General features: G+C 43.5%; 24 protein-coding genes, 1 other RNA gene and 1 pseudogene. 18 read left to right on the top strand and 8 right to left on the bottom strand.

The window, feature by feature from the left end; all coding sequences use genetic code 11:
* Positions 1–90: 90 nt before the first annotated feature.
* Together H1R16_RS01285 and H1R16_RS01280 are read right to left on the bottom strand one after the other, a co-directional pair.
* On the bottom strand, positions 91–456 hold the full coding sequence (locus H1R16_RS01285) for a hypothetical protein (protein WP_181886040.1): 366 nt from the start codon (positions 454–456) through the stop codon (positions 91–93).
* A 133-nt stretch (positions 457–589) separates the two neighbouring features.
* A complete protein-coding gene (locus tag H1R16_RS01280) occupies positions 590–1123 on the bottom strand; it encodes a DUF421 domain-containing protein (protein ID WP_181886041.1) in 534 nt (177 codons plus the stop codon).
* 197 nt (positions 1124–1320) lie between these two features.
* Between H1R16_RS01280 and H1R16_RS01275 the strand changes: the two genes are divergently transcribed.
* The 6 genes from H1R16_RS01275 to H1R16_RS01250 all read left to right on the top strand — a co-directional run bounded on the left by H1R16_RS01275 (position 1321) and on the right by H1R16_RS01250 (position 6718).
* Positions 1321–1581 (top strand): hypothetical protein, encoded by a 261-nt coding sequence (locus H1R16_RS01275; RefSeq protein WP_181886042.1) that lies wholly within the window; start codon positions 1321–1323, stop codon positions 1579–1581.
* A gap of 229 nt (positions 1582–1810) precedes the next feature.
* Entirely contained in the window at positions 1811–2650 is an 840-nt protein-coding gene (locus H1R16_RS01270; RefSeq protein WP_181886043.1) for a 1,4-dihydroxy-2-naphthoyl-CoA synthase, read from the top strand.
* Positions 2651–2668: 18 nt separating this feature from the next.
* Entirely contained in the window at positions 2669–3292 is a 624-nt protein-coding gene (locus H1R16_RS01265) for a PH domain-containing protein (protein WP_181886044.1), read from the top strand.
* The gene (locus tag H1R16_RS01260) at positions 3273–4784 is read left to right on the top strand and encodes a PH domain-containing protein (RefSeq protein ID WP_181886045.1); all 1512 of its coding nucleotides are present in this window, start codon (positions 3273–3275) and stop codon (positions 4782–4784) included. Before H1R16_RS01265 ends, H1R16_RS01260 begins: the two co-directional genes overlap by 20 nt.
* A 35-nt stretch (positions 4785–4819) precedes the next feature.
* Positions 4820–5749, top strand: coding sequence for a 1,4-dihydroxy-2-naphthoate octaprenyltransferase (gene menA / locus H1R16_RS01255; RefSeq protein ID WP_181886046.1), 930 nt, complete (start codon positions 4820–4822; stop codon positions 5747–5749).
* Between the two features lie 282 nt (positions 5750–6031).
* Positions 6032–6718, top strand: a complete 687-nt coding sequence (locus tag H1R16_RS01250; RefSeq protein WP_181886047.1) for a metal-dependent hydrolase — start codon at positions 6032–6034, stop codon at positions 6716–6718.
* A gap of 2 nt (positions 6719–6720) precedes the next feature.
* Here the strand turns inward: H1R16_RS01250 and ffs are convergent.
* An RNA gene (gene ffs, locus H1R16_RS01245) (signal recognition particle sRNA small type) lies at positions 6721–6818 on the bottom strand.
* 47 nt (positions 6819–6865) lie between these two features.
* Between ffs and H1R16_RS01240 the strand changes: the two genes are divergently transcribed.
* The 8 genes and pseudogenes from H1R16_RS01240 (at position 6866) to H1R16_RS01205 (ending at position 13450) form a co-directional block, all read left to right on the top strand.
* Entirely contained in the window at positions 6866–7441 is a 576-nt protein-coding gene (locus H1R16_RS01240) for a DUF4199 domain-containing protein (protein ID WP_181886048.1), read from the top strand.
* A gap of 23 nt (positions 7442–7464) precedes the next feature.
* Positions 7465–8415 carry a glycosyltransferase family 2 protein gene (locus tag H1R16_RS01235; protein ID WP_181886049.1) on the top strand — a complete coding sequence of 317 codons (951 nt, stop codon included), beginning with the start codon at positions 7465–7467 and terminating at the stop codon, positions 8413–8415.
* A 24-nt stretch (positions 8416–8439) separates the two neighbouring features.
* Positions 8440–9141 (top strand): GIN domain-containing protein, encoded by a 702-nt coding sequence (locus tag H1R16_RS01230; RefSeq protein ID WP_181886050.1) that lies wholly within the window; start codon positions 8440–8442, stop codon positions 9139–9141.
* 150 nt (positions 9142–9291) lie between these two features.
* Positions 9292–9555: pseudogene (locus H1R16_RS01225) on the top strand (four helix bundle protein); the annotation flags it as partial.
* 95 nt (positions 9556–9650) lie between these two features.
* A complete protein-coding gene (locus H1R16_RS01220; protein WP_181886051.1) occupies positions 9651–11369 on the top strand; it encodes a phospho-sugar mutase in 1719 nt (572 codons plus the stop codon).
* A gap of 56 nt (positions 11370–11425) precedes the next feature.
* Positions 11426–12169 (top strand): 3-deoxy-manno-octulosonate cytidylyltransferase, encoded by a 744-nt coding sequence (gene kdsB / locus H1R16_RS01215; RefSeq protein WP_181886052.1) that lies wholly within the window; start codon positions 11426–11428, stop codon positions 12167–12169.
* A gap of 37 nt (positions 12170–12206) precedes the next feature.
* A complete protein-coding gene (locus H1R16_RS01210) occupies positions 12207–12869 on the top strand; it encodes a histidine kinase (protein WP_181886053.1) in 663 nt (220 codons plus the stop codon).
* 11 nt (positions 12870–12880) lie between these two features.
* The gene (locus H1R16_RS01205) at positions 12881–13450 is read left to right on the top strand and encodes a glutathione peroxidase (protein WP_181886054.1); all 570 of its coding nucleotides are present in this window, start codon (positions 12881–12883) and stop codon (positions 13448–13450) included.
* A gap of 15 nt (positions 13451–13465) precedes the next feature.
* Here the strand turns inward: H1R16_RS01205 and H1R16_RS01200 are convergent, their stop codons facing one another.
* The gene (locus H1R16_RS01200; RefSeq protein ID WP_181886055.1) at positions 13466–14122 is read right to left on the bottom strand and encodes an NAD(P)H-binding protein; all 657 of its coding nucleotides are present in this window, start codon (positions 14120–14122) and stop codon (positions 13466–13468) included.
* 79 nt (positions 14123–14201) lie between these two features.
* Here H1R16_RS01200 and H1R16_RS01195 point away from each other — a divergent pair, with 79 nt between their 5' ends.
* Entirely contained in the window at positions 14202–14555 is a 354-nt protein-coding gene (locus H1R16_RS01195) for an MmcQ/YjbR family DNA-binding protein (RefSeq protein WP_181886056.1), read from the top strand.
* Here the strand turns inward: H1R16_RS01195 and H1R16_RS01190 are convergent.
* Positions 14552–15472 carry a bifunctional riboflavin kinase/FAD synthetase gene (locus H1R16_RS01190; protein ID WP_181886057.1) on the bottom strand — a complete coding sequence of 307 codons (921 nt, stop codon included), beginning with the start codon at positions 15470–15472 and terminating at the stop codon, positions 14552–14554. The genes H1R16_RS01195 and H1R16_RS01190 overlap by 4 nt on opposite strands.
* Positions 15473–15574: 102 nt before the next feature.
* On the opposite strand from H1R16_RS01190, the gene atpD reads away from it, so the two are divergent.
* Together atpD and H1R16_RS01180 are read left to right on the top strand one after the other, a co-directional pair.
* Positions 15575–17083 carry a F0F1 ATP synthase subunit beta gene (gene atpD / locus H1R16_RS01185; RefSeq protein WP_181886058.1) on the top strand — a complete coding sequence of 503 codons (1509 nt, stop codon included), beginning with the start codon at positions 15575–15577 and terminating at the stop codon, positions 17081–17083.
* Between the two features lie 76 nt (positions 17084–17159).
* Entirely contained in the window at positions 17160–17441 is a 282-nt protein-coding gene (locus H1R16_RS01180) for a FoF1 ATP synthase subunit delta/epsilon (RefSeq protein ID WP_158064034.1), read from the top strand.
* Between the two features lie 49 nt (positions 17442–17490).
* Here the strand turns inward: H1R16_RS01180 and H1R16_RS01175 are convergent, their stop codons facing one another.
* The 3 genes from H1R16_RS01175 to H1R16_RS01165 all read right to left on the bottom strand — a co-directional run bounded on the left by H1R16_RS01175 (position 17491) and on the right by H1R16_RS01165 (position 21231).
* The gene (locus H1R16_RS01175) at positions 17491–18657 is read right to left on the bottom strand and encodes an alpha/beta hydrolase (protein WP_181886059.1); all 1167 of its coding nucleotides are present in this window, start codon (positions 18655–18657) and stop codon (positions 17491–17493) included.
* A 158-nt stretch (positions 18658–18815) separates the two neighbouring features.
* Complete coding sequence (locus H1R16_RS01170) at positions 18816–20090, bottom strand: aminotransferase class I/II-fold pyridoxal phosphate-dependent enzyme (protein ID WP_181886060.1); 1275 nt, start codon at positions 20088–20090, stop codon at positions 18816–18818.
* Positions 20091–20193: 103 nt separating this feature from the next.
* Entirely contained in the window at positions 20194–21231 is a 1038-nt protein-coding gene (locus H1R16_RS01165) for a PLP-dependent cysteine synthase family protein (protein WP_181886061.1), read from the bottom strand.
* Positions 21232–21433: 202 nt separating this feature from the next.
* Here H1R16_RS01165 and H1R16_RS01160 point away from each other — a divergent pair, with 202 nt between their 5' ends.
* Complete coding sequence (locus H1R16_RS01160) at positions 21434–24919, top strand: glycosyltransferase family 117 protein (RefSeq protein WP_181886062.1); 3486 nt, start codon at positions 21434–21436, stop codon at positions 24917–24919.
* Positions 24920–24981: the final 62 nt, after the last annotated feature.

The following is a 24981-nucleotide window of genomic DNA, read 5'->3' as shown; positions in this document are numbered from 1 at the left end:
TAGCAGACGAAAGTACAAAATTCTTACCTAACCAGCGTCAGCTAAAGCATTGGCGATAAAAAAACCTGCGCGGCAGCACAGGTTGTAAGATCATTCATTATGGAAGGACTGAATTTCGGCATTCATACCTTCATGGAAATGTTTATGCGCTCCGCTGCCTTTCGGCGAGTAGATTTGCTGCCGGGAATGGATTGAAATAATACGTCTGAGCTCGTCGGCATTATCTATCCTACCGCTAATCTCGTCCACATGGGTTACGCCGTAAAATTTAAAGATATTGGATGCCATCTGAAGGTCATATTCATCATTTAGCTTTACGGAAAGCATCAGAGGATAATCCTCTGAATCCTGTGCAATCAGTGCTTCAGGTTTAAAACCTGCGACACCGAAACTGTTTACTGCCTTCAGCAGAACATCGCGCCGCTGGAAAAATCCAATATAATTCGTAGAAGTCATCTCATAGTATTTAATTGGTTTACACAAAGTTTACATAAAATCAGCGTAATTTCCAAACTTTTATATCATAAATATTTTTATATTTTTCCAGTATCTGCTGACAATTCAGTAATTGTAACAGTTTATGTACTAATTATTTGCCCGGTTTTTTCTTTTTGTGATGAATATCTTCCTGCGTACTGAATTTAATGAAGGACAGTTGCCCTTCACCCTCCACAAATGCCTCCTTAACCTGGGAAATATCTTCGATGCCGTTTTCACGCAAGCCCGCCATTAGCTCATCTTTCGTCAGTAATTCTTTCCGCATGTTGCGGTAAAGAAGTTTTCCGTTCTGTACCACAGGAAGTGGCGACTGCTCAAACAGCTTGCGAAAAAAAACAGTTCGGTAAGTGAGCTGATTTACAATATAATTTATGAGTATAAAAACAGTAAGCATCACCAGTCCGTCACCCAATGTTGTGAAATCGCCCAATGCGTGAGAAGCACTTTCAGTGATAAGTAAGATAAAGACAAGGTCCATGGCTCCCAGTTCACCGGTAGTCCGTCTGGGGAGGAAACGCAAAACAAGAAGAATGAAAAAATAAAGAATTGCAGCCCTTGCAAAGGTTTCAAACAGTGGCATTTCCGGCATAAAAATACTTTGCCAGTCATTTGGAATCCATTCCATATCTGAATATTTTAGATTTATACCAACAGATAAGCATGAAGTTTGCATCTTATCGGGAAAACAACATCAATTAAAAGGCCAGCGCAGGCTAAACTTAATCTGCGCCATTCGGACCATATACTAAAAAACACTTTACATAATTTGTGTAATTGGTAATAATTCACTATATTACACTCTTAATCAAAAACAAATATTATATGTCGCAAACCACTTTAAGAAAATTCCTTAGGGAAAACATCAGTACAACAGACAATGTGAACCTTCTATGCTATGATGAGTTGAAGAAGATGTTTAAAGTCAGTGAAAACGTAATCAAAGAGGAGATTAAAATTATTCAGAATGCTGAAATCGCGAGATGCAGAAGGATGTTTAAAACCGAATTTTATCTTTACAAATGTCCGCGTCTTACAAGAATCGATTCGGAAACTTCCGGGCGCCGCAATTCTGTGAATTCTTAATGGAAACATTTATTAGAGCGAAGCCTCTTATTCCCCATTGGGGCACTGATTTTCCGTCTGTTAAAAAAAGCTGTCAAACTCTCTGTGCGGGCAGCTTTTTTCATTTCTCCAAGACAGAAAGGGATTCAGGAGCGAGGGCAACTATTTTAGAATAACCGCCCGTTCTTCCGGCGGCATATTGCTTTGGAAAAGCGTCTCAAAATCCATACCTTTACCGCAAATTATACCGATGAATACAGACTGGACCACCGTAAAGGAATACGATGACATCACTTATAAAAAAAGAGCAGGTGTAGCAAGGATTGCTATCAACAGACCGGAAGTGCGTAATGCTTTCCGACCTAAAACCACTTCAGAACTTTATGATGCATTCTATCATGTTTCCGAGGATTCCTCCGTTGGTGTAGTTCTTCTTACAGGTGAAGGCCCGAGTCCGAAGGATGGCGGTCATGCCTTCTGCAGTGGCGGCGACCAAAAAGCACGTGGCGAGAAAGGGTATGTGGGCGATGACGGGCGTCACCGTCTTAACATCCTGGAAGTTCAGCGCCTGATCCGTTTTATGCCTAAAGTGGTTATCGCTGTGGTAAACGGTTGGGCTGTAGGTGGCGGACATTCCTTACATGTAGTGTGCGACCTTACTCTGGCAAGTGAAGAACACGCGATTTTTAAACAGACCGATGCCGATGTAACAAGTTTCGACGGTGGTTACGGCTCTGCTTATCTGGCTAAAATGGTAGGGCAGAAAAAAGCACGTGAAATCTTTTTCCTGGGAAGGAACTACAGTGCCCGCGAAGCTGAAGCGATGGGAATGGTGAACGCCGTGATTCCACACGCGGAACTGGAGGATACTTCTTACGAATGGGCTCAGGAAATCCTGGGCAAATCCCCGATGTCCATCCGTATGCTGAAGTTTGCTATGAACCTGACCGACGACGGTATGGTGGGCCAGCAGGTATTTGCCGGAGAAGCTACAAGACTTGCCTATATGACAGAAGAAGCAAAGGAAGGCCGCAACGCGTTCCTGGAGAAAAGAAAGCCTGATTTTGGTGAAAACCAGTGGATTTCTTAACAGCATCAAATATTGACAATGTCCGAATTTAAAAATGATAAGGTGCTGGATCATGACCTGCCAAGGTTTGAGGAGGTGGAACTGACGCCTGTTTCTCCAAAATACCTGCAGGTGATTATCGTGAACAGCATTATCTTCTCACTGATAGTCATGGGGGCTGCCGCAACAGGATATTTTTTTCTGAAAGAAGTCCTTGCTGACTATATCTGGATGTTCCTCAGCATAATTCTGGGACTTGTACTCTTTAACTTTGGCTACCAGATCCTGGCATTTGGCCAGCGGAAATATGCCTTCCGCGAGCGGGACGTTATCTATCAGTACGGACTCATCAGCAAAAGCATCATCATTATACCCTTTAACAGAATACAGCACACTGCCCTGGAAGAAGGCTGGCTCTCACGTTCCCTGGGACTGAAATCTCTGACGGTATTTACCGCAGGTGGGGGTGGTTCGGACCTCTCCATTAACGGTCTTCCCAAAGGCATAGCCGAAAGCTTCAACCAACTTATTTTAACTAAAATTGACAGTGAGAAGGCTTTAAGTGATTCTTTAACAAATGATAATTTATCTGCAGTAAATCAGGATTATACTCACGATAGATCCACCCTTAACAGCAGTCCGCATGACGAACATCCCGTTTAGCATTCCCCGCCGGCAGTCTAAGATCGGAATCCTTCTGCTTACGCTCATCAACTTCGGGAAATTCCTGAAGGCCGCATGGCCTTTATATGTACTTTTCTTCATCCGTGATAAAAATCCGGGCAGCCTCGTTTTTTATATAGCGGGTACAATTACCGTTTTTCTGGTGATGTCGCTGGTGGCTTATCTTCAGTACAGAAATTTTTCTTACTTCATCAATGAGAAGAGCGGTGAGCTGGTTATCAGCAGCGGCATTATCAACCGGAAAAAAGTCAGCATTGAAAAAAATAAGATTCAGGAAGTTAATATCAATCAACCTTTAATTCACCGCCTGCTGAATATTTATAAGCTGGAGGTGGACAGTCCGGGAAGTGATAAAAAAGAGGTTACCGTAAATGCTATTTCACTTGAAAATGCGCGTGAACTGAAGGAATACCTTATGGATCACCAAACAGCTACTTTATTGAGCACTGAACCTGCGCCGGGAGCTGTTTTTAATAAAAAGGTGACCGAACGCATTACCATATCAATGGCATCCCTGATCAAGTACGGACTGACCGCTAATTATCTTAAAAGTTTCCTTGGCCTTGTAGGTATTGCCATCTATGTTGGTCAGAACGCTTTGGAGTTTATACGTGAGCAGTCAATTGAAGAGTACATCGTTAACAACGGAGCAGATCATGTAAAGACGGCTTTACTTCATCAGGTCCCGGTGCTTGGAATTTTTATGCTGGTTGCTGTTTTTTTTATACTGGGTATCATTGTAAACCTTGTGGTGAACCTGGTCATTTATTTCGGCATGAGAATCACCAAAGGTGAAGAGCGTCTATCACTTGAATATGGCTTACTGAGTACTAAAAATGCACTTATCAGCAGAAGTAAAGTACAGATGGTCACTGAAATACAGAACTTTCTGCAGAAAAAAGTAAATGTTCTGCAACTTCGGATCAGTCAGATATCGGGCGATGAAAATAATAAAGACAGTTATAACACCATTCCGGGCTGCAGCAGCAGGGAAAAGGAGGATATCCTCAACTTTGTCTGGACCCGGATTCCACATTTCAGCAACTCACTGAAGCCTGATTTCCGTAAGCTTATAGGGGGAAACCTGAGTTTTGTTGTAATACCGATAACTCTGCTATTTATGACGGGACGACTGGACGAATCTTATATAGGTCTTGTGGCCATTTATGCCGTGGTCGCAGAAGTATTGCTGATTATGGCTTTCCGGAACAGCCGGCTGTATTACAACGAGGACTTTATTTCGGTACAGTCCGGGATATGGGATATTCAGAAAAAAACGATTGAAACCGAGAAAATTCAGGCAATAAAGCTGAAGCAGTATTTCTGGCAGAACAAAAGTGATCTGGGATCTGCAACGTTCTTTACAGCGGGCGGAAAAGTAACTTTCCGCAGTGCGGGTTACAGTAAACTTCGCAAACTGGTTAATCACAGCCTGTATAAGGTAGAAAGTTCTGAAAAAAGCTGGATGTGATTCCGAAAAATAGTAATTAGAATTAAAGATAGTATATGACTGACTGGATAAAAGCCGCGAGGCTCCGTACACTGCCACTTTCGATGAGCGGGATTATTGTAGGCTCATTCATCGCCAGATGGCGGATTCTGGAGCAGGGAGGTACCTGGGACTGGCGGATTTTTGCTTTGGCAATGCTGGTAACCCTATTGTATCAGGTCCTTTCCAATTTTGCCAATGATTATGGCGACGGCATAAAAGGTACTGATGCACTTCGTGCCGATGAAGCTGAGCAGCGGGCAGTAGCTTCCGGCCGGATAACCGCGCAGCAAATGCGGAATGCAGTGATCCTTTTCGCCGTACTTTCCTTGTCTGCAACTGTGGTGCTTCTATATCTGGCCTTCTTCAGGGAGAATCTGATGAATGAATTCTACATCTTTGTAGCTCTCGGAATTACCTGTATTCTGGCAGCTGTAGGATATACAGTCGGCAGGAAACCTTATGGCTATCTGGGTCTAGGCGACCTGTTCGTGTTTGTTTTCTTTGGACTCGTGGCAGTATGCGGAAGTTACTTCCTGTTTACCAAAACCTTCCACTGGGACATGCTTCTGCCGGCCACAGCCATCGGAATGCTGAGCGCGGCCGTGCTTAACCTGAACAATATGCGCGATATGGAAAGTGACGCGTTAAGCGGTAAGAAAACACTGGCACTAAGGATGGGTTTCAGATACGCCATGGTATATGAGATCATCCTGCTGCAACTGCCTTTACTGCTTGTTTTAGTATTTATGATGATGAACGAACTGCAGAACCGTGGTAATTATTATGCTTATATATTCTTTATCCTGATGTTCCCCATGATGGCGCTGAGGAGAAGAATAATGCAGGTAAAAGACCCCAAGGAACTGGATCCGTTCCTTAAACAGATCGGAATCCTTACGCTGGTCATGAGTATTCTGATCGCATTCGGACTTAATTATTTTTAAGCGCAATAAAGATAAATAAAATGCTTGAGATCAAGCGTTATAATCACAAATGACGTCTTGTAGCAACAGTATCTTTGCAGCTGCAGATAAAAAGTTAAGTAGGGCACTCCGTAGGAGCGCTACCTTAGTAGCAGCGGGGAAATATGATGCAACGCGTTCCGTAGGAACGCTATCTGTGTAGCGGGAGAAACATGGTAAGATGCGGGGCGCTCCGTAGGAGCGCCCCCTAATTAAAAGATATACCGATAAAATTTTATTAACCAAACTACAAAACATATAGAAATGAAAATTCAGTACCTCGGACAGAACTGTTTTCTGTTCAGCCACAAAGGCAAGAATATCCTGAGCGACCCTTTTTACAATTTCGGCAAAGCTGAATCCGGCTTCGATTTGGAAGCACAGACCATCGACTACGTATTAATCACGCATGCCCATGGCGATCACACAGCCGATGTGAAGGAGGTTCTTCATCATCACCCGGACGCAAAACTTATTGGGCAACCTGAAATCTGTGCTTATTATGAGCATCCGCAATCCATCGACATGAATTTCGGCGGAACTACAAAAATTGAAGATCTTGAAATTTCTATGGTTCCGGCCAGTCACACCAGTTCTTTCCCCGACGGAAGATATGGTGGCGAACCGGCAGGTTATATGCTGAAAACATCAGATATAACAATCTATTTTGCCGGCGATACAGGCATTTCTGCTGAAATGGAAATCCTGCCGAGGTTTTTTGGTAAAATCGATCTGGCTGTCCTGCCCATCGGTGGCCACTATACAGTGTGTGCAGAAAAAGCAGCCTTTGCAGCCGCTGAATTGATTAAAACACCAAAGGTGATCGGATGTCATTTCGACACTTTTGAACCTATCAAAATTGACCATAAGGCCGCTGATATGAAGTTTAAGGAAAGGGGAGTGGAGTTGGTACTGCCAAAACTTGGCGAAATCCTTGAAATCAGGAAATAAAAAAATGGCAAGCGATCTACATCACACCGCTACAACCGTTTACCTTTGCTGCGTTCCCACCCTGGAGGATTCACAGGAGCTGGTTGTGTAGGACTTGCCGGTGCAAATATACAAATTTTTACAAAACTTCAAACTTTAATTCAATTTATGTCCAAAAATCCTGTTACCCTGGGTATCATTCTCTACGTTATCACCATGTTGATTTTCTTCGCCATTTACTTTATTAGCGGAGTAGACTACTTTAACAACAGCCTCATAGCCAATGCGTTTGTACTTCCGTTGCTGTACTGTGTCTTTGCTTATCTGTCGGTGAACAGCTACTGGAAATCGAAAGGCATAATTTCTTTTAAAGATGCCTTCAGCAAAGCTTTTACACCCATGTTTGTGGGCGGATTTCTGTCTGTAGTATCTATGTTTGTATTCCTGAACTTTGTAGATAGCGATGCCAAAGACCTTTTGAACTATCAGTACGTGGAACGCCAGAAAGCTGAACTGAACAAAGAATATGAGTCTGCCAAACAGGTGTTGGCAAAGAAGGAAGACATTGAAGAACTGGAGATTAAGTACCGACAGCGAATCCAGAGTTTTGAACCGGAACGCGTAAAGGATAAAGACATGCTTACCTTCAGGCTATTTTCGTCCTACTTTGCGGCAATCCTTATTTTTTACTTAATTTTATCGCTGTTTTTCGGAGCATTTTTCCGGGGCAGAACCACTAAATAATATATTCCATTTTATTCAACCCAATGAATTTATCCATCATCATCCCCTTACTAAATGAAGAGGAATCCCTGGAAGAACTTTTTTCCAGAATTGATACAGTATGCAGAGGCGCGAACCTGACCTATGAAGTTTGGTTTGTAGACGATGGCAGTACCGACCTGTCCTGGAGCATTATAGAAAACCTGAAAGTACAGCATCCCCAGATCAATGCAATCCGGTTTTCGCGTAATTACGGCAAATCCCAGGCGCTGCACGCCGCCTTCGAAAGAGCTCACGGCGACGTGATCATCACCATGGATGCGGATCTGCAGGATTTCCCGGAGGAGATTCCCGAGCTTTATCAGATGGTGAAAGAGGAGGATTACGATATAGTTTCAGGCTGGAAAAAGAAAAGGTTTGACAATGTGATGACCAAAAATCTGCCTTCTAAACTTTTCAATTCAGCTGCCAGAAAAGTTTCCGGCGTAGAGCTTCACGATTTTAACTGCGGCCTTAAAGCGTATAAAAAGCAGGTTGTAAAATCCATTGACGTTTATGGCGATATGCACCGCTATATCCCGGTGCTGGCCGCTAATGCGGGTTTCCGCAGGATCACGGAGAAAGAAGTTCAGCACCAGGCCAGACCTTATGGCACCTCCAAGTTCGGGACTGAACGTTTCGTACGCGGCTTTCTGGATTTGATTACCCTTTGGTTCGTAAGCCGTTTCGGCGGCAGACCAATGCACTTCTTCGGTGCGGTAGGTACCGTAATGTTCATCATCGGATTCCTGTCCGCTCTGTGGCTGGGAGTTTCCAAACTTATTGATGTGTCACGCGGAATTTACGGTCATCTTCTGACTGACAATGCGTGGTTCTTTATCGCACTTACAATGATGATTATGGGCTCACTGCTGTTTATCGCGGGCTTCCTGGGCGAAATGATTATAAGAACTACGCGCGACAATAAACATTATCATATAGACGAAGTATTGTAATGTACTGTAAAAGAAACCTGTAAAATGAAACACTGTTTTTTTATACTTTTGCTGCTCGGCCTGCTTTCCTGTGGAAAGATTTCGCCAAAAGGGGATATTGAAAGCCGTGATATTAAGGTGGAAGAGTTCACAAGATTAGAACTGAAGGGGAAGTTTCGGGTGTTCTATCTTCGGTCGCCGGATAATTTTGTGAATGTGGAAACCTATCCGAATATCCTGGACAATCTGCGAATCAACGTAAAAGATAAGACGCTTTTCATCGAGGAGAAAAGGGAGACTCAGGGAGTGGATTTTTACAATATAAACATTTACTCCAAATACAGCCCGGAGAAAATCGCAATTGCAGATTCTGCTGAAATGACCCTTTCCAGCGAGATTAAAACCGACAATTTCCGGCTTAACCTAAAAGATAATGCTAAATTTATCGGCTCTGTAAATACCCGCCGCGCTGAAATTGATTTGCGGAATACCAGCCGCGCCAATTTTCAGGGTAAAACGCGCGACGCGGTGATAAAAATTGCTGATACAGCCAATCTGATCGCCCCATACTGGATGATTACAAACCTGAATATTGACTCGCGGAACGGAAATTATGCTGAAGTAAATGTTAAGGATTCGCTGAAAGGAAAAATAGGCCATACAGCCAAGTTTCTTTACTATAACGATCCTATCCGTGCATTTAAAATTGACAAAACGGCAAATGTGCAGAATAAAGTGCTGGAGTAGAATGGAGCAAGGAAGATGGAAGTAGAGAGAAGGAAGAAAATAACGGTCTAACCTTAAACCATGAGTTTTAAATTTGACAAATTAATTATTTGGCAGAAAACAATGGATTTAGGAGAAGAAATCAATCAGCTGTAGGAAGCTTTACCCAAAAAAGAAATCTATAATCTGTCATCTCAAATATGCACCGCGGCAGATTCTATTGCTTTAAATATTTCCGATGGTTCTATTTTACAGTCGGCGGCTGAATTCCGAAAGTTTTTAGGATGTGCCATACGTTCGCTTGGTGAAGTGCTAACCTGTCTCTATAAAGCAAATAGGAGAACGTATATAAATGACGAAAAATTTATTAATTTATACAATCAAATTTTTAACCTGATGAACCAAATTGTAGCATTCAGAAACCAACTGAAATAGGGGTGTAGTTTTCGGGTAGGAAATGAATCCCGACTTCCCGCTTCCATCTTCCAGCCTTCAACTCTCATCATTCATAACCATAAACACAAAAAATAATGACCACATTAGAAAAAGCACAGCTCTGGCTTACCGATACTTTTGACGACGATACCAAATCAATCATTAAACAGTGGATTGCCGGAAATCCGGACGAACTTGAAGACTCCTTTTACCGCGAACTCGAATTCGGGACCGGTGGCATGCGCGGTATTATGGGTGTGGGCACCAACCGTTTGAACCGTTATACGCTTGGTCAGGCCACGCAGGGACTTGCCAATTATCTTAATTCACAGTTTGCAGGTGAGGAAATAAAAGTCGCAATCGCCTATGATGTGCGCAATAATTCCAAAGAATTCGGAAAGATGTGCGCCGATGTACTCACGGCCAACGGTATCAAAGTTCTGCTTTTTAAAGAACACCGCCCGACACCCGAACTTTCGTTCACGGTGCGCGATAAAAAATGCAATGCCGGAATCGTACTCACTGCCTCACACAATCCACCGGAGTATAACGGTTATAAAGTGTACTGGAACGACGGTGCGCAGATTGTTCCACCACATGATGCGGCCATTATCAAAGAAGTTTACGCAGTGAAATTTGAGGAGATTAAGTTTACCGGAAATGATGAACTTATTGAGTGGATAGGAGAGGAGCAGGATGCTGTCTATATCGACGCCTGTATTGAAAACTCGCTTTACCAGGAGGATAAAACAGGTTACGATAATCTGAATATCGTTTTCACCTCCATCCATGGCACCACGTATACCACTGTTCCTCAAGCTTTGAAGAAGGCCGGATTCACCAAAATTGACCTTGTAAAGGAACAGATGATACCAAGCGGAAACTTCCCCACAGTGGCTTCCCCGAATCCGGAAGAACCTGCGGCACTCGAAATGGCAATGGACCTGGCGCGCATCACCAACGGCGATATCGTGATCGGTACCGATCCGGATGGCGACAGACTTGGCATCGCGGTCCGCAACCTGGACGGCGAGATGCAGCTGCTGAACGGAAATCAGTGTAATACTATCCTGACCTATTACATCCTTGATCAATGGCAGAAAGCGGGCAGGATCACAGGTAAGGAATTCATCGGTTCCACCATCGTAACTTCAGATGTCTTTTTTGATGTAGCCGAAAAATTCGGTGTAGACTGCAAAGTAGGACTTACCGGTTTCAAGTGGATAGGCAAGATGATCCGTGATTTTGAAGGTCAGGAGAAATTTATATGTGGTGGCGAGGAAAGTTTCGGTTTTATGACCGGAGATTTCGTGCGGGACAAGGATTCCTGCGGCTCCATTTTGCTGGCATGCGAAATTGCTGCCTGGTGCAAAGCCAACGGCAAAACAATGTACCAGTACATGATCGAGATCTATAAAGAGATCGGGATGTACTATGAGGGGCTCATCAACGTGGTGAAAAGAGGCCGAACCGGGGCCGAAGAAATCGTGGAAATGATGCGTGAATTCCGCGAGAATCCGCCAAAGTCTATTGCCGGCTCGCCGGTTGCCGAAATCAAGGATTTCCAGGAGCAGTCCATGGTCAACGTGGCTACAGATATGAAATCCGTCATGGATGATATTCCAAAATCAAATGTCCTGATTTGGTATACGGAGGATGGGACAAAAGTTTGCGTTCGCCCGTCGGGGACTGAGCCAAAGATTAAGTTTTATGTCTCTGTAAAGGATTCCGTAAATTCAGAAGCGGAGTTCAGTTTAAAACTGAAGCAGCTGGAGCACAAAATTGTGCAGGTAAAAGCGGATCTGAAGCTTTAAGTGAATGAACCACGGCACAGAAAAAATATAAAACTTAACGTTAAAAGTTTACCCTGATGAAAATTATTGCCGTAATACCCGCCCGCTATGAAGCCAGCCGCTTTCCCGGAAAACTGATGCAGTTGCTGGGCGACAAAACTGTGATTTCTACCACCTACGGAAATGTAATTTCCACCGGTCTTTTTGATGAAGTTTTTGTGGCTACTGATTCAGAAATCATTTATAACGAAATATCAGCAATTGGTGGTAAGGCGGTGATAACGGGCATGCACGAAACAGGCAGTGACCGTATTGCAGAGGCTGTTCAGAATATAGACTGTGATATTGTAGTCAATGTTCAGGGCGATGAGCCTTTCCTTAAACTTGAACCTTTAAAACAGCTCATTGACGTATTTAAAAATGACCCGCTGTACCAGATTTCACTTGCGTCACTGAAAATCAGACTTTCGGACACGGAGGAAATTGAGAATCCGAATAATGTAAAAGTTATAACCGACCTGAACGGATTTGCAATGTATTTCAGCAGGTCTGTCATTCCGTATGCGCGCGAAAGATCTTTCGCCACAGAATATTATAAGCATATCGGCGTTTATGCCTTCAGAAAGTCGGCGCTGCTTCAGTTTGCACGTTTGCCCATTAGTCCGCTGGAATCTGCCGAGAAAATAGAGTGCATACGCTACCTGGAACATGGCATGAAGATCAAAATGATTGAAACTGATTTTATAGGCGTTGGAATTGATGTTCCCGAAGATCTTGAAAAGGCCAAACTAATCCTGAAAAGCCAGCAGATCGGTGAATAAATAATAGTATATATTTGAAAAATATTTGACTGACTGAATGAGAAAGATAATTGTAGTGCTGATGGTAATGGTGTGCGGAATGGTATCGGCACAAACCGCAAAGGAGATCATTGACAAAAATATAGAACTGACAGGCGGGCTGACCAACTGGAAACTCCTGAATACCGTAATGCTTCAGGGCAGAGTAACCCTCGGAATTAATGACGAATACCCTATTAAAATTTACCAGCAGCGACCTAATCTTACAAAGACTTCTATAATAGTCGGAAAGAAAGAAACCGCAATTGAAGGGTACGACGGTAAAAAAGGGTACGCCATGAATTACGCCAATAACAAACTCCAGGAGTATCCGAATTATATGGCTGCAAGCTTCGACAATGATTTCATAGACTGGGAAAGCAAAGGTTTTGAGGCGAAATATCTTGGAAAGGAGAAAGTGGGTAACATCTATTGCCACAAAGTAGAACTTACCAAAAATGTAAATACCTCCCTGTATTATTTCGATACAAAAAATTACCAGTTGCTGAAGGAAGTGAAGAAAGACGAAAGCCTGGTGTACAGCGATTATAAGAAAATCGGCAGTCTGATGATGCCTTTCAGGATTGAATCTTCATCCGCAAAAAAGGACAGCGATTATGTGATCCTGATCAATAAAATTGAGACAAACAAAGTCTTCCCGGACAACACTTTTAAATTCTGACACAATTAATCATGAAAAAAATATTCATCTTCCTTCTCGCTACAGGTGCGTTTTTGCAGAGCTGCACCAATATGAAAAAGGAACAGTCACCGGAAACATCAAATGCTATGAAAAGTATATACGATTACAAAGTGGAAAGCCTGGACGGCGGACAGATTGATCTCGCCGATTATAAGGGCAAGAAAATCCTGATTGTCAACACGGCTTCAGAATGTGGATTCACCTCACAGTATGCTGATCTGGAAGAACTTTCAAACACTTACAAGGATAAGCTGGTGGTGATAGGGTTCCCGGCCAATAATTTCGGCGGACAGGAACCGGGAACAAACGAAGAAATAGGTGCCTTTTGCCAGAAAAACTTCGGGGTTACCTTTCCGATGGCGGCTAAGGTTTCAGTAAAAGGAGATGATGCCGCGCCATTATTCCAGTTCCTGACCCAAAAAGAACTGAACGGTGTAAAAAACACCACCATCCTTTGGAACTTCACGAAGTTTCTTGTTGATGAAAACGGTAAGCTTATAGATTCGTACATCAGTACAACCAAACCAACCGACGGCGCCATTACAAAGCACCTTAAATAATACACAGAACGGCAATCAGCCGTTCTTTTTTGCTGCAAAACTGAAAATATTGCCCAGTTTGATCTTGGAATAACCGTTGGATTTTATCCGTGCCGCATTGATCATAGCTTTAGCCAGCACGGGAGTTGGCAAAGGTTTCTGCTGTTCCAGGATGCCCAGTTTATTGGCAAATTTAATGATCTTGCCGCCCAGCACTTCGCCTGTACGTTCCGAATCATGTCGGTCCAGCATGCCGGGGCTGAAGATGGTCAGTTTATTGAAATGCAGCTTTTTTATTTCCTCCTCCAGCTCACCCTTCATTCGGGAATAAAAGATCTTTGATTTTGGGCTCGCGCCATAGGCAGACACCAGAATAAAATCGTCCACACCGTTTTCTTTCGCGCTTTTGGCAAAGTTCAGTTGGTAATCATAATCCACTTTGCGCTGCGCCTCTTTGCTGCCAGCGTCCTTCAGTGTGGTACCCATACAGGAAAAGGCGACATCGCCCTTCACCAGATCTTTCCATTCGTTTGGTTTATCAAAATCGACAATATGTACGCTAAGTTTTGGATGCTGGAGTGTCAGGGGTTTTCTCACAAAAACAACCACCCGAGTGAATTCGCTGTCCTGCAGCAGTTGATTTACCAAATCTTTTCCGGTGGCGCCGGTGGCTCCTATAATGAGTGCTTTCATAAATTCTGATCTGCAGTTCTTAGTTCTTATGACTGAAATTTACGGAATTTTAATTAATATTGATGTGCAAGACCACATTATGGAAATTGACGAAATACTGGCATATTGTAATGCCAAAAAAGGAGTGAAAGAAACATTCCCCTTCGATAAGGAGACTTTGGTGCTTAAAGTAGGCGGCAAAATGTTCCTCCTGATCCCGCTGGAGCAGCAGCCACTGACTATTTCCGTAAAAACCGACCCGGAATGGAGCGCCGATCTGCGAGCCCAGCATCCTCAGATTACGGGTGCGTACCACATGAACAAGACTCACTGGAACTCGGTGGTGTGCGAAGGCCTGAAAAAGGAATTGATCCTACAGTTGATCGATCAGTCGTATGAACTTATCTTTAAATCATTGACAAAGAAAAAGCAGACAGAGGTACAGGGATCTTAAAAAGTGAATTTTTCAGTCAGTAGCTTATCCTCATCCAGTCTTTCAATCAGCTTTTCCAGGGATTCAAACTTAATTTCATCGTGCAGAAAGGAACGGAAGTTCACTGAAATTTCTTCACCGTAGATATCCTCATTAAAATCCAGGATATAAACTTCGGTGGACAGGGAAGTGCCGTTGACGGTAGGGTTGGTGCCGATGCTCAGCATTCCTTTGTATTTTTGGTTTTTTACAAAGACTTCCACGATATAAGCACCTTTTTTTGGCAAAAGCTTTAAGGGATCGGTCTCAATATTTGCCGTAGGATAACCGATGGTACGTCCTATCTTTCTTCCATTGACCACTGTTCCTGAGACCGAAAATACATAGCCGAGCATATCGTTGGCCTCCGTTACATTACCCGCCGCCAGTGCATTTCTGATCTGGGTGGAACTGATGTTTTTGGCGTGGTAATTCACAGCTTGCACCTGCTGGACTTCAAAGCCACATTCGGCAGACATTTCCTTCAAGAGATTAAAATCACCGCTTTTGTTCTTGCCGAAGGTATGGTCGTGACCAATGATCAGATGCTTTACATTCAGCTTTTCTACAAGGATTTGCTTTACAAATTCGGCACCGCTGAGATTGCGGAAATGTTCGTCAAATTCTTTCAGGAAAAGATGCTCCACACCGTTCTTTTCAAGTAGATAGATCTTCTCGTCGATGGTGTTCAGCAGTTTCAGGTCATCCTTCGGGTTGAATACCGTACGCGGATGCGGCCAAAAGGTGAGGATGGCCGACTGCAAACCCTTTTCATGTCCAATAGTATTGAGCTGGTTTATGATGGTCTGATGGCCGCGGTGCACCCCGTCGAACATACCTATAGACAGTGCCAGCGGTGTTTTTTCCTGGTATTCATATAAGTTTCGGACGATATTCAAAAGGGTGAAATTTAAGTGTTGCAAATATGATAAAAATCTTCTTTTGAACCAATTGCAGATTAGGGAACTTTGATTATATTTGCACAACGAAAAAATTTAGCAATGGCAAACCAAATTAAAGGAAAAATTTCTCAAATTATCGGTCCGGTTCTCGACGTCGTTTTCAGGGGAGCGGAGGAACTGCCGAATATTTACGACGCACTGGAAATAACCAAAACAGACGGCAGCAAGGTAGTTTTAGAAGTAGAACAACATATAGGTGAAGATACAGTAAGATGTATCGCAATGGATGCTACAGATGGACTTCAGAGAGGTCAGGAAGTGGTAGGATTGGGCAAGCAGATTACCATGCCAACAGGTGAAGGCGTATATGGAAGACTGTTTAATGTTGTTGGAGATGCCATTGACGGAATCCAGGAGGTTTCCAAAGAAGGAGGATTGCCAATCCACAGAGATGCGCCAAAATTTGACCAACTTTCCACATCAGCCGAGGTTCTTTATACCGGAATTAAGGTAATTGACCTTATTGAGCCTTATGCGAAAGGAGGTAAGATTGGTTTGTTCGGTGGAGCAGGTGTTGGTAAAACGGTACTGATCCAGGAATTGATTAACAATATTGCAAAAGGTCACGGTGGTCTTTCGGTTTTTGCCGGGGTAGGTGAAAGAACCAGAGAAGGAAACGACCTTTTGAGAGAGATGCTGGAATCCGGCATTATCAAATACGGCGACGAGTTCATGCACTCCATGGAAAATGGAGGTTGGGACCTGTCCAAAATTGATCTTGAAGAAATGAAAGATTCCAAGTGTACTTTCGTATTCGGACAGATGAACGAACCACCGGGAGCAAGAGCACGTGTTGCACTTTCCGGTCTTACCATTGCTGAATATTTCCGTGACGGTGATGGGCAGGGACAGGGAAGAGACGTTCTTTTCTTTGTTGATAACATCTTCCGTTTCACCCAGGCAGGTTCTGAGGTATCTGCACTTCTTGGCCGTATGCCTTCTGCGGTAGGTTACCAGCCAACGCTAGCGTCAGAGATGGGTGCGATGCAGGAAAGAATTACATCTACCAAGAACGGTTCCATTACATCTGTACAGGCGGTTTACGTACCTGCGGATGACCTTACCGACCCGGCTCCGGCAACTACATTTGCCCACCTGGATGCTACAACGGTACTGGACAGAAAAATTGCTTCCCTTGGTATTTATCCTGCGGTTGATCCATTGGCTTCAACTTCAAGAATCCTTACACCTGAGATCCTTGGAGATGAGCACTACGATACAGCACAGAGAGTGAAAGAAATTCTTCAGCGTTACAAAGCGCTTCAGGATATCATCGCCATCCTTGGTATGGAAGAACTTTCTGAAGAAGATAAACTGGTTGTTTACCGTGCAAGAAAAGTACAGCGTTTCCTTTCTCAGCCTTTCCACGTAGCGGAACAGTTTACAGGTCTGAAAGGAGCACTGGTTGACATTAAAGATACCATCAAAGGTTTCAACATGATCATCGACGGTGAACTGGATCAGTATCCTGAAGCAGCCTTCAACCTGAAAGGAACCATTGAAGAAGCTATTGAAGCAGGACAGAAAATGTTGGCGGAAAACGCTTAATCAGACACAAGATATCAGATCTCAGACCTTAGACTTTCTGAAATCTGAAATCTGAAATCTTCAAATCTAGATTGACATGAACATAAAAATTTTAACTCCGGAATTTGTAGTCTTTGAAGGCGAAGTGAAATCCGTTTTGCTTCCCGGAAAGAACGGTGATTTCCATATCAAGAAGGACCATGCTGCCATTGTTGCCTCTCTGATAAACGGAAAGATCAGAATCTTTACAGATTCCATCGGAGAAAAGTATGCGGAGAAATTTGTTCGCGAGAACGAAAAGGAGAACGTTTACTCTTTCAAAGTGAAGAGCGGGGTTATTGAATTCAACAATAACCAGGGCATCATTCTAGCAGAATGACTGAATCCTGAATCCGAATAAAACAGAAGCTCCAGAAATGGAGCTTTTTTTATGCCTGACTCTCGCCGATCTGAAAGTAGCGGTCGTGTTTTTTATGTAGATTCCTGTGTGCTATAAGTTCTTCGTGTTCGCCTCTCAGCGTAGCAAAAATATCGCGCTGCACCTCCGAACTGGTGAGATAACCCCAGTGGTCTGCAATATCTTGCAGCTTGCTTCCAAGATCATTTCTAGTGTGCGAACAGTCTACAATTACTACGTTATCCGGCAGGTTTTTTATGCCCACCGGTCCGTATTTGCCAAGTCTGGGCGAGAGGATGTTTTTGGATAGGGTAGAGATGGAAAGAACATCATCGCTTTTATGGATATATACCGAAATCCGGTTGGCCAGTTTGGTAAGTTTGTAAAGTGACTCATCTTCTTTGTCAAATGAATTTACTGAAATGTCGGAGTTCAGCAAAAGCACCTGGTCCAGGACTTTCATAATACCACTGGTTTTCATGCAGATTAAAGCGCTCCTCAGCAGCCGGTTTCCCATGGAATGCGCCATCAGATGGATGCGCTGCCCACAGAAATCGAGTTCGGGATCGGCCAGCACCTGTTTGATGAATTCATTGTATTTCAGCATCATCTTGTAAAATACCATTCCCGCGTCTATAGAGTTTCTCTTGTCGTCGATATAGGTATAGGGAAAAAGTGATTTTGAACCCGGCCAGCTCAGCAAAAGCAGGTTCTGCACCGGTGATTCGGGATTGTCAATGTACTGTCGTTTAAGGGTTTCAATGGCTTCCAACTCATCGCTGAACGTATACGAATACCCATGAATGAACACGAGCAGATCCCCTCGCTTACCTGATTTTGTTTCCAGCATGGTACTGTAGAACTCATAAAACATCCGCTGGCTGCCGCGTAACCGGTTCAGTTTGTCCTGTGAGGCCTTACCTTTGTGTTTGAGTTCCAGAAGAACTTCCTTCACCGGTAGGTAATCATAGTCAAAGTAATCAGACAGTATCTCATGTGAACTGTCAGAATGTGTTTTCAGGAGATTTTTATATTCCTTCTTGCTTATGCCATCGGCCAATGGCGGCTTAAAGCCCATAAATTTGGCGATGCGGAAACTGGAGGTGCCTGTCTGGCTTTCGAAACAGAATTTGGATACGGTTTTTGTTCCTTCCTTAACCTGAGAGATTTCCCGGTTGCTGATGATAAATACGGCCATGGTAAAAAGTTTTTGACGGTCAAACTAAGTTATACCAAAAAGAGGATATCAGCAATACGCTGGTTGTATCAGTTTATACGCTTTGTTTTCGGACCGGTTTAGAGCCAAAAAAACCGCCTTACTGGGTGTAAGACGGTTCCATAAATTTTTTATGAGGACTAATCTGCTTTAAAAGACAAACCCTGTTCCTCCAGTAGTTTCTTCTCCTGTTCTTTATACACACCGGAAGTCAATTTGTCATGGATCGCATCAAATGCATCCAGTGTTTCGTTGATTTCAGCATCTGTGTGCGATGCGGTTGGAATAAGTCTCAGCAGGATCATTCCTTTTGGTATCACCGGATAGATCACCACTGAAGTAAAGATACCGTAGTTTTCACGAAGGTCCTTCACAAGCATGGTAGCTTCTACTGTGGATCCCTGCATCATCACCGGCGTAACGCAGGTATTGGTATTACCCAGGTTAAAGCCTCGTTCAGCCAGACCATTTTGCAGCTTGTTCACATTTTCCCAAAGTTTCTCCTTAATCTCAGGTCTGGTGCGCAAAAGTTCCAACCTTTTCAACCCACCGATTACCATAGGCATTGTCAAAGATTTTGCAAAAACCTGAGAACGGAGGTTATATTTCAGTATTCTGATGATCTCTTTGTCGCCCGCAATAAATGCTCCGAATCCTGCCATTGATTTGGCAAAAGTGGAGAAGTAAATATCGATCTGGTCCTGGCAGCCCTGTTCTTCACCGGCACCGGCACCTGTTTTACCTAATGTACCGAAACCATGGGCATCATCAACCAAAAGACGGAAGTTGAACTTGGATTTAAGGTCGCAAATTTCTTTAATTTTACCCTGCATACCGCGCATCCCGAAAACACCTTCGGTAATCACCAGGATTCCACCACCGTTTTCCTCGGCTACTTTGGTGGCACGTGCCAGGTTTTTCTCCAGACTGGCCATGTCGTTATGCTTGAAGGTAAAACTTTTACCCATATGCAAACGCACACCGTCTACTATACAGGCGTGAGAATCTGCATCATAAACAATTACATCATGACGGGAAACCAAGGCATCAATTGTGGAAACCATTCCCTGATACCCGAAGTTCAGCAGGTAGGCAGCTTCTTTTTCAACAAATTCAGCCAGTTCGTTTTCCAGTTGCTGGTGTTGGGCAGTCTCGCCGGACATTGCACGGGCACCCATCGGATAAAACATTCCATATTCTGCAGCTGCTTTTGCATCGGCTTCCAGAACTTCAGGGTGGTTGCAGAGTCCCAGGTAGTCATTGGCACTCCAAAAAACAACCTCACGTCCCTGAAACTGCATACGGGGTCCTATAGGTCCTTCCAGTTTAGGAAATACAAAATAACCTTCTGCGTAATCTGCAAACTGTCCCAGTGGTCCGGGATTCTGTTTGATCCGTTCAAAAATATCTACCATTTAATTTGGGTTTATTGTAAAAATATTGGCTGCAAAGTTAGCTAAAATGCAACGTAAAAAAAAGCCTTTTGCACAAGGCAAAAGGCTGTATAAAAGAGATGTTTTATTTGATGTATTCGGTTTTGAAAACCTCGTCGTAATTGTGCACGCAGTTGTTCACGAATCCCTGTTGAGCCATCCACTCATCACTGTACACCTTGGTGATATATCTGGACCCATGATCCGGGAAGATAAGGACTACCAAATCGTCAGGACCGAAATTATTTGCTGCTGCATACTGAATAAGTCCCTGGGTTACGGCACCACACGTGTAACCACCCATAATAGCCTCTTTTAAGGCGATCTCTCTTGTCCGGTAGGCCGACATTTCGTCGTTAACCTTAACAAACTGGTCAATCTGATCAAACAGCAATGCCGAAGGGAGCAGATTCTTACCCATACCTTCAATCTGATAGGGCTTGATATCCAATGGGTTAATCTTACCGGTTTCATGGTAACCTTTAAGTATTGAACCATCCGCATCTACACCGATAATCTTAATATTTGGATTTTTCTCCTTAAGATATTTCGCTGATCCGGAGAGCGTACCACCTGTTCCTGTACATGCAAACAAATGAGTCACTTTACCTTCCGTCTGCTCCCATATTTCCGGACCTGTAGTCTGGTAATGGGCATCAATATTAAGTTCGTTGAAGTACTGATTGATATATACGGAATTCGGTGTTTCAGCTGCAATCCTTTTCGCGACCTCATAATAGGAGCGTGGATCGTCCGCGGGAACATTGGCCGGGCACACATAAACCTGAGCACCTAACGCTTTCAGATAAGCAATTTTCTCTGCCTTTGTCTTGTCGCTTACGGCCAGAATGCATTTATAACCCTTTACGATTGAAACCATGGCCACCGAGAACCCGGTATTGCCGGAGGTCGTTTCCACAATCACCGAATCCGGTGTCAAAATTCCCTTTTCCTCGGCTTTTTCTATGATATGCAGGGCAATCCGGTCTTTTGTAGAATGTCCGGGATTGCAGGACTCCAGTTTAGCATACACCTTTGCTGGGATCTCCCTGGTAACCGCATTAAGTTTTACCATGGGAGTATTTCCGATTAAGCCAAGAATATTATCGTAAACATTACTCATTAAAATATATTTTTTCTCTAAAAAACCATCGACAAAATTACAAAAAAAAAGTATTATGAAATAATTTCCTGCTGCTTTTAAAGCTGCTAAAATCTTTTAAAGGCGGCTGATTGCAGACAAATACTGCGCCACCACTTAATATTATCTTAAACGCAGGATAAATGGCGGAAAAATACTATTTTCGCATGATTTGTAAATTGTTATGAAAAACTGGACTTTTAAAAAATGGAATACCGTACTGGGCTGGGTAATATTCGGTATTGCCTTCGTTACGTATCTTTCTACAATAGAGCCTAATCTTAGTTTCTGGGATGCCGGAGAATATATCGCATCTGCTGTAAAACTTGAGGTAACTCACGCACCGGGTGCTGCTCTGTTTCAGCTCGTAGGTGCCGTAGCCGGATTATTTGCCTTCGGTAACGGTGCCAATTATTCGCTTATCATCAATTCTATGTCTGCACTTTTCAGTGCTTTCACCATCCTGTTTCTGTTCTGGACAATCACGCATCTTGTGCGCCGTTTGCTGAATAAAGATTTTGAAGAAGTGACCGTGCACGAGGAGATTTCAATTCTTTTTGCCGGCGCCATAGGCGCCCTTTGCTTTACATTTTCAGATACTTTCTGGTTTTCTGCCGTGGAGGGCGAGGTTTACTCTATGACCTCTATGTTTATTGCGCTTATAGTCTGGCTGATAACTAAATGGGAGAATGAATATGACCAGGCAGACAGTCAGAGATGGATTATCCTGATATTCTTTGTTGTAGGTCTTTCTGTGGGTGTTCACATGATGGCCATGCTGGCTATTCCCGCAGTTTGTCTTATTTATTATGCACGTAACTATGAGTTCAGCTGGAAAAACTTTGCAGTTGCAAACGTACTTACACTCATAGTCCTGATCCTTGTTTTCAAGATCATTTTCCCGGTAATTATGACCGTGTTCGGTAAGCTGGAAATTTTCTTTGTGAACGGTATCGGACTGCCTTTCCATTCGGGAACGGTGGCTGCGTTCATACTTATGGCCGCGTTATGCTACTTCGTACTTAATTACAGCAATAAGTCGGGGAACAGAATCCTTCAGACCGCTTCATTATCCTTAGTATTTATGATCATAGGATTCTCCTGCTGGCTTGTTATTCCAATACGTGCCAATGCAAACCCACCTATGAACCTTAACAATCCTGATACCGCCATCGGTATGCTGGATTATTACAACCGTGAGCAGTATGGTGACTGGCCTACCTTCTACGGTCAGAACTATACCGCCAGTCTGGACGCCAACGGTATCCTGAAAAATGAGGACGGAAGTTTCAAAAGCAAAAAGACCGGCGATATTTATGAGAAAGACGAACAGTCCGGCAGCTACCGTATCGTGGGCGAGCGTTTTAATTATGTTTACTCGCCAAATCATGTTGGTTTTATGCCGAGGATGTTCAACGATGATAAAAATGTAATGGCCAATTACATCAGTATGTATGGTGCACCTGATTTTTCCTTTAATTATGACAACCCAGACATTGCCGACAGTCCTGAGGCACGCAAAATATTTGACGAGCTGCGTGCAAAATATGAAGACGGCTCCATAAGCGTATCGGATTACCTGGAAGTACGTCCCTACAATCTGATTAATGTCCAGAAGCCCTCGCTGGCGCAAAACCTCGATTATTTCTTCAGTTTTCAGAATAATTATTATTTCTTCAGATACCTGATGTGGAATTTTGTCGGAAGGCAGAATGACCTGGAAGGCAATATGGAAAACACGAACGGAAACTGGATTTCCGGCATCTCTTTCATTGATGATGCCCTCCTGGGAGACCAGTCCAGATTACCTGCTAAATTCAAAAATGACAGTACCGTAGCTTTCTATTTCCTGCCGTTTATCCTGGCGATTATCGGATTTTTCTTTCATCTCAACCGTGATTTCGGACGTTTCTATGCCCTGCTTTCCCTGTTTGTTTTAACAAGTGTCGGAATTATTTTCTACACCGGTGTAAAACCCTTTGAGCCAAGGGAAAGGGATTATGCAATGGTGGGATCCTTTTATGCTTTGGCTATTTGGATTGGTTTGGGTGCCGCTGCTATTCTGTGGTATCTGCAGTCCAAGGTAAAATCCAATGCTGCTAACATTGTTGTAGGAATCCTCCTGCTTGGAATTCCGTTTATGATGGGTTTCCAGAACTATGTTCCGCATGACCGCAGCGAGCGGTATTCTGCTTATGATTATGCCCAGTCGGTTCTGAAATCTTTACCGAAAGACAATATCCTGTTCGTTTATGGCGATAATGATACTTACCCTGTATGGGGTCTGCAGGAAACAGAAGGCTTCCGCGATGATGTAAAGGTGGTGAACTTTACACTGCTTTCAACTCCATGGAATATTGACCAGGTGAAACGCCGTACCTACAATTCCAGCGCTGTGCCTGGAACCCTGAAACATGATGATTACCGCGACGGGACCAATGACCAGATTGTTGTTTTTGATGCGGAAAACCTTCAGGGTTTCATCCAGAATCAACTGCAGAACGGGGCCCCCGAAAGCATATTTGCGCCATTTACCAAATACATCACCCAGGATTCCATGACCGTAAAGGAGGCGGTGGAATTTGTAAAGATGAAAAGTCCGGAAAAGGATGAAATGCTGAAGATGCTCTTCGGACAGGAAAAATATGAGAAGTTCAATTTCATCCCTGTCTCCCGTTTCGTCATTCCGGTAAATAAAGCAAATGCTGTAAAATCCGGGGCTATAAAAGCTTCTGATTTGCCTTCAACAGTGGATAATATTACTGTTGAATACAGACGTGGAACCATGTTCAAGAATAACCTGATCCTGTTGGATATCCTGGCTAATTTCGACTGGAACCGTACAATTAACTTTTCCAACGGAGGGGTGTATGACAGTGAGAATATCTTTTATCTGGATGATTACCTGCAGTACGACGGATTCAGCTACAGACTTGTTCCAATTAAAACTTCAGTTAGGGAAGATGGCGAGATGGGCCGTGTAGACCCCGAATCACTTTATAATGTGGTGAAGAACTTCAAGTGGGGTAATTTTAAGAATACAGATGTTCACTTCGATCAGACATCAACCTCAAATATCATTGGCTACCGAAATTCAGCCGGAAGAGCTGCTGAAGCACTGGCACTTGCCGGACAGAAGGGGAAAGCACTGGAAATACTGGACCTCGCATCCCGTGAAATCCCGGTTTCAAAATACAGTGATCCGCGTTCACTTAGTTCCATTGCCTATGCCTATATAGTTGCAGGCGAAGAACAGAAAGGTCTTAAACTGGCAGAGCAGCTTAAGAAAGGAATTTTTGCGGAATATGACTATTATAACAGTCTGACTCCTGAGCAGCAGAAATTTGTGGGCCGTCAGATGCGTACCAACACAATGGAATACTCCATGGTGGTGGCCGCAGTGAGCGATGCCTATAACAAGAGCGGACAGCGCGATAAAGGTTATGCTTATCTGGTAAAATCTCTGGAACCTGTGGACAAACGATTCAACACCTTCATCAAAAATCTGGAGCAGATGGGTAAGGAAAAAGCATTCCGCGAAAGTTCCAAGATACAGCGTATTACGCCTTTCTACAGTTATCTTTTTGATGTGATGAAGCCATACGATTCCACGTATGCCAGCGAGAAAGAAGATCAGATTACCAGAGCAATGATGCAGGTAACCCAATAACAGAACACAGTTTAATTATTAGCGGACTTTTGTCCGCTTTTTTTATTGGTTATATTTGTACT

The organism is Marnyiella aurantia (genome assembly GCF_014041915.1).
Lineage (GTDB): Bacteria > Bacteroidota > Bacteroidia > Flavobacteriales > Weeksellaceae > Marnyiella > Marnyiella aurantia.
The sequence above is the reverse complement of the archived record's forward strand: the minus strand, read 5'-3'. Positions and strand labels throughout refer to the sequence as shown.